Annotated in this window: 9 protein-coding genes; 2 read left to right on the forward strand and 7 right to left on the reverse strand. The window is 51.0% G+C overall.

The annotated features are described in order from the left end of the window. Positions 1-74: 74 nt before the first annotated feature. From AK95_RS29935 to AK95_RS29965, 7 genes are all read right to left on the reverse strand, one after another. Positions 75-1,934, reverse strand: a complete 1,860-nt coding sequence (locus AK95_RS29935) for an ABC transporter ATP-binding protein (protein ID WP_071223560.1) — start codon at positions 1,932-1,934, stop codon at positions 75-77. Further along, positions 1,915-3,657: an ABC transporter ATP-binding protein gene (locus AK95_RS29940; protein WP_071223561.1), complete on the reverse strand. Its 1,743-nt coding sequence runs from the start codon at positions 3,655-3,657 to the stop codon at positions 1,915-1,917. Before AK95_RS29940 ends, AK95_RS29935 begins: the two co-directional genes overlap by 20 nt. Before the next feature lie 277 nt (positions 3,658-3,934). Continuing rightward, a complete protein-coding gene (locus tag AK95_RS29945) occupies positions 3,935-7,252 on the reverse strand; it encodes an ABC transporter permease (RefSeq protein ID WP_235613254.1) in 3,318 nt (1,105 codons plus the stop codon). 13 nt (positions 7,253-7,265) lie between these two features. Next, positions 7,266-7,967, reverse strand: coding sequence for an ABC transporter ATP-binding protein (locus AK95_RS29950; RefSeq protein ID WP_071223563.1), 702 nt, complete (start codon positions 7,965-7,967; stop codon positions 7,266-7,268). 373 nt (positions 7,968-8,340) lie between these two features. Further along, positions 8,341-9,348, reverse strand: a complete 1,008-nt coding sequence (locus AK95_RS29955) for a C45 family autoproteolytic acyltransferase/hydrolase (RefSeq protein WP_071223564.1) — start codon at positions 9,346-9,348, stop codon at positions 8,341-8,343. Positions 9,349-9,476: 128 nt separating this feature from the next. After that, entirely contained in the window at positions 9,477-9,959 is a 483-nt protein-coding gene (locus AK95_RS29960) for an SRPBCC family protein (protein WP_071223565.1), read from the reverse strand. A 65-nt stretch (positions 9,960-10,024) separates the two neighbouring features. Further along, positions 10,025-10,342 carry an ArsR/SmtB family transcription factor gene (locus tag AK95_RS29965; protein WP_071223566.1) on the reverse strand — a complete coding sequence of 106 codons (318 nt, stop codon included), beginning with the start codon at positions 10,340-10,342 and terminating at the stop codon, positions 10,025-10,027. 118 nt (positions 10,343-10,460) lie between these two features. Here AK95_RS29965 and AK95_RS29970 point away from each other — a divergent pair, with 118 nt between their 5' ends. Next, complete coding sequence (locus tag AK95_RS29970; RefSeq protein WP_235613256.1) at positions 10,461-11,294, forward strand: AraC family transcriptional regulator; 834 nt, start codon at positions 10,461-10,463, stop codon at positions 11,292-11,294. Between the two features lie 73 nt (positions 11,295-11,367). Next, on the forward strand, positions 11,368-12,342 hold the full coding sequence (locus AK95_RS29975; protein WP_481855870.1) for a proline dehydrogenase family protein: 975 nt from the start codon (positions 11,368-11,370) through the stop codon (positions 12,340-12,342). The last annotated feature ends 105 nt before the right edge of the window (positions 12,343-12,447 follow it).

The following is a 12,447-nucleotide window of genomic DNA, read 5'->3' on the forward strand; positions in this document are numbered from 1 at the left end:
GCAGTTGGAACCAGTGGTGCGAGTGGTTCTAGAGCAGAGGCACACTCCCTTATCGTGGTGTCTGCACCATATTGTTACATAGCCGCCCGTTTCAGCTGGCCGTAATACAGGTCGCTGTAGAATCCTCCCTGCTTCAGCAGCTCATCATGGGAGCCCTGCTCTAATAAGCGTCCATCCTTGAGCACCAGGATGCGGTCCGCCGAGCGGATCGTGTTTAGACGGTGGGCAATGACAAAGCTGGTCCGTCCTTTCATCAATCGCTGCAATCCTTCCTGGATTTTGATTTCCGTTACGGTATCGATGCTGCTTGTCGCTTCATCCAGCACCAGCATGGAAGGGTTGGCCAGAATCGCCCTCGCGATGGCAAGCAGCTGCTTCTGTCCTTGACTGATGCCGCTGCCGTCAGGCTTGAGTTTCTTGTCATAACCATCCTTCATCCGCACGATAAACGAGTGGGCGTTGGCCAATTTCGCGGCTTCTTCCACTTCCTCATCGGTGGCATCCAGCCGTCCGAAGCGGATATTCTCACGGATCGTGCCCTGGAAGAGGAAGGAATCCTGCAGTACAAAAGCCATCTGCGCGCGCAGACTCTCCCTGCGAATCGAAGAAATATCCCGCCCGTCTAGGGTAATCCTTCCACTGTCCGGATCGTAAAACCGGGAGAGCAGCTGAATTAACGTCGTTTTCCCCGCACCGGTCGGACCGACCAGCGCAATCATCTCGCCGGGTTTCGCTTCAAAGCTGATTCCTTCCAGTGTGTCTCCGTCTTTCTCATAAGAAAACGAGACGTTGTCGAACTTCACCGCGCCCTCCACGCTCTTCAGCGTGACAGCAGCCCCTTCGTCCTTCGCTTCAACCTCTTCATCCAGCACCTCGAATACGCGTTCCGCCCCCGCAATGGCAGACAGCAGCGTATTCCATTGGTTTGCGAGATCATTCAGCGGTCTCGTAAACTGCCTTGCATAACTCTCAAATATAATGATGACGCCGATCGTAATATGCCCCTGAATTGCCATGATGCCGCCGATGCCTGCTACGATCGCAAAGCTCAAGTTGTTGAGCCCGTTCATCAGCTTCGGTATGAAGCCTGATATGCTCTGCGCCCAGAAGCCCGACAGACGAATCCGTTGATTGCGCTCATCGAATTCGCGGACAACCCGTTCTTCCTGGGAAAAAGCCTTAATAATCCGCTGCCCCGACAGCGTTTCTTCAATATACCCGTTCAGATCCCCCAGGTTGCGTTGACGCTCCTTAAACAAGGGACCGGTCCGCCGGGTAATCCAGCGCATCCCCATCATCATCAGAGGCACGACCAGGAATGTCAGCAGCGTAAGGAGCGGACTAAGCCATAACATGACGGTTAATGTGCCGATTAAGGTCAACACGCTCGAGAAAATTTGAATAGCTGAGCTGTTGAGCGTTGAGCTCACATTCTCGATATCATTCGTCAGGCGGCTCATGATCTCGCCCTGCTGGCGCTTGCCGTAGAACGGGATCGGGAGCCGGTGCAGATGCGTGAACAGATCCATCCGCATCCGGTACACCGTCTCTTGGGCGATGCCGATCATCCAGACGTTGTGCAGCCAAGTGGTTAAAGCCTGAAGAACATAGACGGCGGCCAAGCCAACGAGAAAATACAACCAGGCCGCGTCGATGGAGCTGTCCGGATTACGCACATCATCCAGAAATCTATCCACGCCGACGCCAAGCAGATAGGGACCTAGCAATGCAAGGCCCGAGCTGATCAACACCATCAGCAGCACGAGTGCGAGCTTGCCTTTGCGGCGGGCGAGATAAGTCCATATTCTGGAGAGGGTGCCCGACCAGTTTTTGGCCTTGGCCTTTGGCTTGCCCCCCTGGCCGCCATCCTTATTCTTGCCAAGATCAATCTTCGGTCTTGGATGACGAAACGGTTCAGTGAATGCCTTGAGCATGCTGCTGCGCCTCCTCTCCGTATTGGGATTCATAGATGCGTCGATATAGAGAGGAATTTTCCATCAAATCTTCGTGGTTCCCTTTTCCAATCAAACGCCCATCGTCCAGCAGCAGAATCAAATCAGCCGAAGTGGTCGAGCTGATCTTCTGCGTAATCAAAAACGTCGTACAGGACAAATCCTTCAGGGCATCCAGCAGAGCGCCTTCCGTTCGGACGTCAAGGGCGCTGGTACTGTCGTCCAGAATAAGGATGGCGGGCTTTCGCACAAGCGCCCGCGCAATGGACAAGCGCTGCTTCTGTCCGCCGGACAAGTTGACCCCGCGCTGGCCCAGCATCGTGTCATAACCGTTAGGCAGACGCTCAATGGTATCGTGGATTTGCGCTCTGCGCGCCGCCTCTTTAATTTCCTCCATGGAAGCATCCTCGCGTCCCCAGGCAATGTTCTCCCGGACCGTACCGGAGAAGAGCAGCACTTCCTGCGGCACATAACCGATGCTGCTGCGCAGAGTTACCTCATCGATCGATCCGGCATCCATTCCGTCTACGCGTACTGCTCCCTTCTCTTCCTCGTAAAGCCGTGGAATCAGCTGTACTAATGAAGACTTGCCGGAACCAGTTGCTCCCATAATCGCGATCCGCTCTCCGGGCCTCGCTTCAAAGGAAATATCCGTCAGCACGTCGATGTCGCTGCCCGGATAGCTAAAGCTCACTTGCTCGAACTTCACGCCTCCTTGAATCTGAACCTTTTTATTCTTATCCTTGGCCGCGCTTGCTGCATCCTCTTCCGTATTTAACACCTCTTGCGTCCGCTGCGCGGAAGCGCGTCCCCGGGAGAAGGCAACGACAACCCAGGACAGGGCGGACATGGCACCAATACAACGCAGGGAATAATTGACTACGGCAACCACTTCGCCGACGCTGGCACTGCCGGACGCGATGTCTTTGCGGCCGAACCACAGGACCGCCATGATCCCAGCATTCATTATGAGAAGAATAAACGGCATCGTTGTCTCCGTTAATCGCAAGGTCGAGACCGTGGTGTTCATCAGCTTGCCAGAGGTACGGGCAAAGCGTTCAATTTCGTGTCCCATCCGTACGAATACGCGTATCAACCGAATCCCGGTCAGATTCTCCTGAATGACGCCGTTTACCGCATCCAGTCGCTGCTGTACATGGCGGAACGCATCCGCTGCCCGCTTCATAATCCAAGCGATAAAAATAAACAATAATGGCACGGTAAGGACAAGCAGCAAGCCCAGCTTCACATTCACCACCAATGCCATGATGATGCTTCCCAGCACAACGAGCGGAACGCGCGTCATAAACCGCAATCCCATGAACACCGTATCCTGAATCTGGGTGACGTCACCTGTAAGTCTGGTAATCAAAGATGAGGTAGCAAACCGGTTAAATATCGAATAAGAGAAAGACTGCACCTTTTCATACAGCTGATCGCGCAGATCATAGCCGAGTCCCTGACTCGTATGCGCCGCAAAAAAAGAGCTGGATATCCCCGCTATAAAGGCAATGATAGCGCTTCCAGTTAAAACGGCTCCCCACATCCAGACAACGGACAAATCCTGTTTCTGTATGCCGTCGTCAATGATTTTAGAGATGAGCAACGGCTGAATCAGCTCTACGGTGAGCTCAATCAGCATCATGACCAGTGCCGCAATCGCTGCGACGCGGTACTTTTTCAAGATCGAGAAAACCATTCCCATAAGCATTCCTCCGAGGCTGAAGACCTTTATCATGTTCATACATCAATTACCCACGGGTCTTCATGTAGTAGCAATATTAGTTCGTACAAGAGCTCGATATGTCTATTATAATATATTTTCTCCTAGAACTTACCGACTGATTAAAAAATCACAGTAATTCACATTCCAAAACGCAACTTCTGGCTTGTATAGGAAGCTTTGCAAAGGAGATGAAAAAAAGAGCCTATTCTTCAGGATTGTCTCCTCTCGAATAGGGCTCTCTTGTTGAAACATATATCTATTCCACCGATTTCAGCGCTTCAATCATATCAATCCGCTTTAGCTTGTAATGCATGGAGGCCATCACAATGGCCGAGAACAACAGCGTCAGCAGTGCTGCATAGCCGAAACTGATTCCATGGATCGCGGGACTGAACATCATCGCGTCCACTTCCGCGGTCAGGAGAACGAACCGGTGCAGGAACACGCCTCCCAGACTGCCCGCTAAGATCCCCAGTACGGTCAGAATCATATTTTCGCGATAAATGTACATGGTTACTTCCTTATCATAGAAGCCAAGCACCTTGATCGTTGACAGCTCCCGTATCCGCTCGGATACGTTAATATTCGTCAGATTGTACAGGACGACAAACGCGAGCGCTGCTGCAGATACAATCAGGACAACCACCACGACGTTCATACTGTCCATCGTATCACTGAAGGCATTGCTTACTCCACTCGTGAAGCTGACCATCGCCACCCGCTGGCTTGCGGTTAACGTTTCTCCAAGCTGGTCCTCCCACTCCGGATCGTGATTGTTGTTGTCATACGTCAGCAATTGACTGTTCACTTCCGGCTTCCCATCAAAAATCTCTTCGTAATACAGCGGCGTCATATAGACGTAGTGCATAGCATAGTTCTCCGTTATCCCGGCTACACGTATTTCATAGGAATCGTTGTCGCTGTTCTGGACGGTGAAAGTGCTGCCGATCTTGAGATCAAACAGCTTGGCAAGCTTCTCGGTAATGATCGCACCGTCATCCGTCAGTGACAGTGTCTGTTCCTGCACACGGGTTTTCAGGACGATAAAGGAATCGATCTCCTCTGGCGATTGCGGCACGAACAAACTCACATCCTGAGTATTCAGCCCCGGAGCTGTTGCGGTCATCGCCGCTTGCGTCACATTCAAAATCCCCGTAATCTCCGGCATGTCCGCAATGTGCTTGTTATAATCCTCCAGCATGCCGCTATCGCCGTTATCGTCTTGAAATACAACGGTCGCCTGATGCTGCATAATCTTTCCGTATTGCAGCGGCGCGATATCCCCGATGGAATCCTTAAGACCGAAACCGGTCAGAATCAGGGCCGTGCAGCCGGCAACACCGCAAACGGTCATAAACATCCGCTGCTTGTAGCGGAACAAATTACGGGCGGTAACTTTTCCAATAAAGCCGAGCCGGTTCCACACCCAAGGAACTCGTTCCAGCCATATGCGGGATCCGTTCTTGGGGGCTCTGGGGCGCATCAGGACCGAAGCGTTGCTTCGAAGTTCCACCCGCGTCGCCACATAAGCGGTCATGGTCGTACAGAGCACGGCCACGATGATCGAGATGATGCTGTAGCTGAGATAAAATCGCGTTCTCACATCCGGCAGATTGTATAAAGCGCCGTAAGCATCATAGATAATAGCGGGAAACAAGGTGAAGCCGATAGACAGTCCGGCTGCTGAGGCCGCAACACTTGCCAGCGTCGAATACACCAGGAATTTTTTCATCACATCCCGGTTGCTGTATCCAAGTGCTTTCAAGGTTCCGATCTGCAGCCGCTGCTCCTCAACCATACGAGTCATCGTTGTCAGGCTGACGAGGGCGGCGATCAGGAAAAAGAAAACCGGGAATGCCGTTGCAATGGAAGATAAGCGGTCCGCATTATCGCTGTACTCGGTATAGCCCGGATTGATGCTGCGGTCCATCACATAGACTTTCGGCAGCTCGAGCTGATCCAGCTCCTTCTGTCCCTCCGCCACTTCCTTCTCGCCATCGGCGATTTCCCGCTCAGCCTTTGCTTTTTCTTCATTAAATTTCTTTAGACCCTCCTGGTATTTCTCCTGTCCTTGGCTAAGCTCCGCTTTCGCATTCGCTAGCTTGGCTTCCCCTGCCTGTTTAGCAGCAGCAAGCTCCTCCGTTCCTTGCTTCAACAAAGCTCCGCCCTGTACGAGCTGTCGCTCGGCTTCCCGAAGCTTGGCCTCTCCTTCTTTTAGTTGTGCCCGGCTTGCATGCAGCTTCTGCTGAGCGTGATCCAGCTGTTGCGAAGCTTCGTTCAAACCGCTCCGGAACGCAGAAGCAGCCTTTTGCAAAGCAGAGCCATCCAATGCTCCTTCCATGTAACCCGCAATGGCTGCTCCCAGTTTCGGATCTGCTGCCTGAGCCGCTGAAAGCAGCTCTTGCCTCTGTTCTTCCGGTATGTCTTTCGGATCTAAACCGGAGATTTGCTGTAGCGCCTTCGCCAATTGCTGCCCTTGTGCCAGCTTTGGCGCGAGCTCCAATTTCTGTTGATCCAGTTGACTTTGCCCTGTCTTAAGCTGGGACTGTCCTTGTTCCAACTGCTGATGATTCCGCTTCAGCTCCGCTCTGCCTTGGGCAAGCTTTCTTGCCGCGGCATCCAGCTTGGCTTGTCCCTGTGCCAGCTCGGTTTGAAGTTTATTCACGCCATCGCGGTAGGATTGCTCTCCTTCATTCAGCTTGATCTTCGCTTCCTTTAACTCCCGCTCCGCATCGGTCAGCTGCTTCTTGGCATCCTTGATTTTGTCCAAGGCCTCATTCAGCTTCATCTGCCCCTCGGCACGAATCTCCGCCAGCCGCTCCTGCGGCATGGTTTTTAGTGCCAGTTCTAGCGCTTCTTTGTGCCGTTTGATCTTCTCATCATACTCAAGCGTATAGGGAGCTGATTCAGCGGTGTCCTGGAAGGTCAGGTAGACTTCCGTATATACAGATAGTTTAAAGTCCTGCTCCGGTATAACCGCGAACACATCCGCAGTCCCCTTGCCGATGCCGCTCGTTCCCCGGCTCATGCTGCTGATGAACAGCGGACTCTTCGCCCTTCCCACAACCGTATAAGTGAGGTGGTCAAACGTCTTCTTGAGATTGACTTCCTCATCCGGATTGGTAAAGGTAATCTGATCCCCCAGTTTAAATTCGTTCCCCCGATCTCCCGCGTCGATGACGATCTCTCCTGCGGCCTCCGGCATTCGACCTTCTGTAAGCACGTATTGATTCAGATTATTTCCTGGGTCATAGGAGAGGACCTTTGCGATCCGCCCGCTGTCACCGAGAAATGCGTCTGCGCTATAGCCAGGTTGAACCTTATCCACTCCGGCAATCAACTTCAGCTTCTCGATATCGCTTTGATCGAGACCCAAGGTGGACTGAACCTTAAGATCCATCAGCTTTAAATCGCTATAGTAGTGATCCGCTGTGTCCAGCATATCTGGACCCGTGGCTTTGATCCCCGCAAAAAAACCGACGCCGAGCATGATAATGGCAAAAATGGACAGAAACCGAGCTTTTGTCCGCGATATTTCCCGGAAAATATCAGTCCACAACGCTCTTTTCTTCATAATATGAGTCTCCCTACCACTCGATGTTGTCTACAGAAACGGGGTTCGGATTTAAAACCATGTTTCGGACCTTGGCATTGTTGATCTCGATGACCCGATCCGCCATCGGCGTCAGGGCAGAATTATGCGTAATGACGATAACCGTCGTTCCGGTATGGCGGCAAGTGTCTTGGAGCAGCTTAAGCACCTGCTTCCCTGTATGATAATCAAGCGCACCCGTGGGTTCATCGCAGAGAAGCAGCTTCGGCTGCTTGGCGAGTGCCCTGGCAATCGCTACCCGCTGCTGTTCTCCGCCGGACAGCTGTGCCGGAAAATTGTTCAGACGATTACCCAGGCCGACATCCCGCAATACTTGCTCCGCGTCCAGGGCTCGAGGAGAAATCTGCGAAGCCAGCTCCACATTTTCTTTTGTCGTCAGATTGGGAACCAGGTTATAAAATTGAAACACAAATCCGACGTCATTGCGCCGATAGCCGGTCAACTCCTTGCTGTTAAACCTGGCAATATCGGTTCCATCCACGAGTACTTGTCCCTCATCCGCCGTATCCATGCCGCCCAATATATTCAGCACCGTGGATTTGCCTGCACCGCTGGGACCGACAATGATCGCAAACTCGCCTTTTTCAATCTCCAGGTTGATTCCATCATTGGCTACAATCGTGGTCTCTCCCATTCGGTAGCGCTTATATTCATCCTTCATGCTCACAAAAGCCATGTGTACCCACTCCCAACTCATGGTTGCAATATCGGCTTAAATCGTTATGTAAACTAATGTAACCCAAAAGAGGGCATATCCGGCGATTAAGCCGGAGGGCCGTTCACCGTGATTGGATACAAACTTCGGCATCTGTCGTGACTGTGCTATACCTCTTATTTGTGTCTTTACCGTTGCTGGACTCCTTGTTTTCTGACGTTCATTCAATGAAATGATCCTTTAAAATCAGTGTAGCACAAACAAATCGGCCAAAGAAAACGCAGCCACCCCCCGCGATGGCAATGTCACAGAATGTTCCAAATTTGAAATAGCCCGAGCAGCACAAAAAGCACTTCTTCGCCTGGGAAGAAGCGCTTCTCTGATAGATTTATTGTCAATCGATATGCCCGGTCAGTGTTGCCTCCTGAAGATCCTTGCCTTCGATCCAATCCCTGAACGAAAAATCAAGCACGCCCCCCTGAGCAAGCGATGTCATGACCCTTCCTTCTTCGAAGGCGTACGAAAAGGTATGCAGCGTTCCGAACAAATCGTCGTAATCGGTAAAAAATAACGGGGACTTTCGGTCCTTAAACAAACCAAAAGCCTCGGTTTGGGTTAACGGTTCAGCATCCAAACTATCGATATAACGTTTACGCTGAAGGGAGTGCTCGATGGATGGTCTGTTTTTGCCCGTCAAAGCCTCATAATGGTTAACGCAGGCGATCGCCGCCTCCCCGCCCGTACGGGTAATCACTTGATCCGGACTTGCTTCCACAACGGCCATGTTCCCTCGTGCATCCCCTACTGAAAAGTTATAACACGCCGCATGGGGAATATGGCGCAGCATATAAGACGCTTCTTCCACAGTACCGCATGACTCCAATACCATCCGAACGCCGACCCAAGGCGACAGACCCGCCTGGTATCCGTCAAAGCTGACAAAATGCAGCCCGGCGGCAAGCCCTTGCTCATTCACCCCATCATGCCTGCCTATTGCCTGCAAATTATAACCTGCACTCGCTAAGCCTTGATCGGCTTGAGCCACTGTAAAATAACCATCGTAAAACGCAGGCGTAAAGTCGTAATTTCTTACGTAATACGAAGTCGTGATCATCGCCGAGCATCCCATGGCCGCGATTTTCGGGACGTCATATCCGCCGAGAAGCGCCGCGGCTTTGGAAAACGGCATTTCCAAGCCTTCCGCCAGCCCTTCAAGCTCCGACAACAGCTGCGGGGCAAACTCGTTATAAATGCTCTTCAGTTGTTCCGTGTCGATCTCCGGCTTGGTGACCGCTTCGAACGCTTTTAATATCGGTTGATTTCGCAGACGGCGACCCAGCTTAAGCCCGTTATGATAGTTATCTTCTCTAAGCTGCAAGATGTGTACCGTGTAATCCGGCATTTTAACCCCTCCACCCCAGCGGTTTCCATATGGGAATATATCCCTAACCCGATTATAGATGCAATTCATCCATCTTCCAATAAAAAAGCTCCGACCCCGATGTTTACATGCTGGGTCGGAGCAGATTGTTATGCACGCGGCAATTGTTTAAATGCTTGAACGTATTGCTCGTATTTTTCGGACCAGGCGTCTTTGCGCGATTCAAGCGTCCTGCCATCCAGCAGTGCTTCAATGACGTCCAGACATACGTCCCAACCGGCAATATCCTTCGGTGTATGATCCGTAATTTTCGTTATCGACTCGATTAGTACCAGACGGCATCCTCCAGCCTCGGGATGCAGCTCAAAACGCACCCGGTCCTCTCCCCACGTATACTCTAGTACCGATAACTCCCGATAATCTGTAATTTCAAATTCTTCAAACGTTCCATCCTGCATGTCAAATGTAATTCTTCCGCCTTGGCGCAAATCTTCCACCTTCAGCTCCGAGAACCACTGTGTGAGCTTGTCATTATCCGTCAGATAGGACCACACCTTCTCAACCGAATGCTTCAGGCGGCGTTCAAATCGGACGGTTGTTCCGAACTCGTCTTGCTGTACTACTGCCAGCATTTTTCATCCTCCTTAGGAATGTTTTATTCAAAAATGGATCTTCCAATCAAACTACATTAGGATGTTTAAGGAGATTCATCCTCATCCAGCAGCCTCTCCAGATCATCCAGCTTATTCGTCCAGAACTGCCGGTAAGGCTCCAGCCAGTGGTGGATTTCCTCCAGAGGCTTGGCATTCAGACTGTACACATGCCATTGTGCCTCTTTCCGCACCGAGACAAGACCGGCTTCCCGCAAAATGCGCAAATGCTTGGATACGCCTGGTTGGCTAAGCTGTATGAGATCTACAATCTCGCCCACCGTGCACTCTTTCACGCGCAGGTAGTCCAATATTGTCCTCCGGTTCGGTTCTGCCAACACTTCAAAAAGGTTATCGTTCAACATGTTTATTATATTACTTTATAGTTATATTTCTGTAAAGTTATATACAAATATGGACGCGATCTTTGAACAAACATAACGCCTTCCTTATAATGAATCTATTGATGTTTGAAGGAAAGGAATGACGGAAATGCCCGATATCACTTTTTTGCGTGATTCTGACCTGCCGTTTCTCGAAATCAAAGAATGCGATACGTTAGACAATCTTTCTTATAAGAAGCATTTTCACGAAGAAATTTCCATTGGCCTCATTGAAAAGGGAGCCACCCGCGTATGGTCGGCCGGGAAACGGTTTGAGGCTGCCCAGGGGCATATTGTGCATTTTCCGCCGCTGCTGCCTCATGCCTGTCATCCCGAGAATCCTGCAAACTGGAAGTACACTATGATGTTTGTCCATCCCCGGTGGCTCGGTCAAACCTCTTCGGACTATAAATCCAATTTCCATCAAGCCCATATGCCCATCCTGCATCCGAAATATCAAAACGAACGATCCCGGCATCTGATTCATTCCTGCAGGACACTGCTTCAGCAAAATGCCACTCCCCTCGAAGTGGAGTCCGTGCTTATGACATTAATGCGGGAGACGGGTCTCCTTCAAGAGGAAGCCGCTTTGGCGTCTAGCGGCAGCGTTCATCAATCCCCGGCTATTCTGCGAGTGAAGCAGTATCTGGATCATCATTACAAAGATCGCATTACACTTGATATTCTGCAAGGCATCTCCGGAGTCAGCAAATTCCACCTGATTCGGATGTTTACAGAATCCTATCATCTAGCTCCCCACGCTTATCAGAATTTACTGCGCATCAATTACGCCAAAGAGCAGTTACTTCAAGGAAAAGCCATAGCCGACGTTGCTGTGGAGACCGGGTTTTACGATCAGAGCCATTTCACGAGAGCTTTTGCCGGTTGCGTAGGGACAACGCCACTTCGGTATGCAAAAGCAGCGACATCTTAAACAAACCGCAATTTTATACAAGACCCTCTCGCCTATACGTTGATAGAATCACAGGAGATCTTAATCAAACGAGGTGTTTAACTTGAACGATTCATTAACGGAACTGGCTTTTGCCGACGCTTTGAAGTCAGTCGCCCGTAATCTGCAACTTAAACAGTACGTCCAGCAATCCGCCGAATGGTATCCGATCCTGCTGCGTGCAGCAGAGCGTTTTGTCACGGGCGATGTGCTGGAACAAGGTTTGTCATGTCGGGATGCTCTGGACGCCAAAGGTTATCGCACTTCGCTGGAATATATCGGGGAGAACACGCTGACCGAAGCGGAATGCACGCAGGCTTTCCTGGAGTTCTCCCGGTTAATTAAGGCCTGTGCCAAAGACAGGCCGGGAACCCGAATATCACTCGACCTGTCCCATATCGGATTATCGGTAGACGAGGATTTGGCATACCGGCATCTTCTCGGACTGGCTGGCCAAGCCGAGGAAGCCGGATTGGAGCTGGTCATCAGCATGGAGGAATCCGCCAAAACGGATGCCATCCTTAAACTGCACAGAAAAATCTCGGCCCAATTCACGAATGTCGGTATTACTTTGCAAGCGCAGCTCCCGAGAACGATGGAAGATCTCGAAAGAATTCTTTCCGACAGCCCCGGCACGATCCGCATCGTGAAAGGCGCTTATCAGGAACTAGAGGGGCACTATATTCCCCGTTCCGAGATGCTGACTTCAAGGTATATTCAACTGGTCGATTTATGCATTCAAGCAGGCAGGCCCGTATCGGTCGCCACCCATGATGAAACGATCCTTCGGCATATCACAAGCAACGAAACGTATCGCGTATCCGCCGTCGAGCTTGAGATGCTGTATGGCATACGCCCGAACCTTTCCAGACAAATGAAAGATGACGGCTTCCCTATTCGGATTTATCTGACTTACGGTGAGGAATGGTTTCTGTACCTGTGCCACCGGATCGCCGAGCACCCGCCGAATATATATGATGCAGTGACCCGGTCGATCCAGGGCGGCACCGATACAATTAAACAATATTGATCAACATCAGCAGGGGAGAAACGGCAGAAACACGCTGTTTCTTTCTTTTTTATGACCAGGTACTAAAAAATATTTTCGGATTGCCGATGTTATAGTTGAAACTTT

The organism is Paenibacillus sp. LC231, assembly GCF_001860525.1.
GTDB lineage: Bacteria > Bacillota > Bacilli > Paenibacillales > Paenibacillaceae > Paenibacillus_AQ.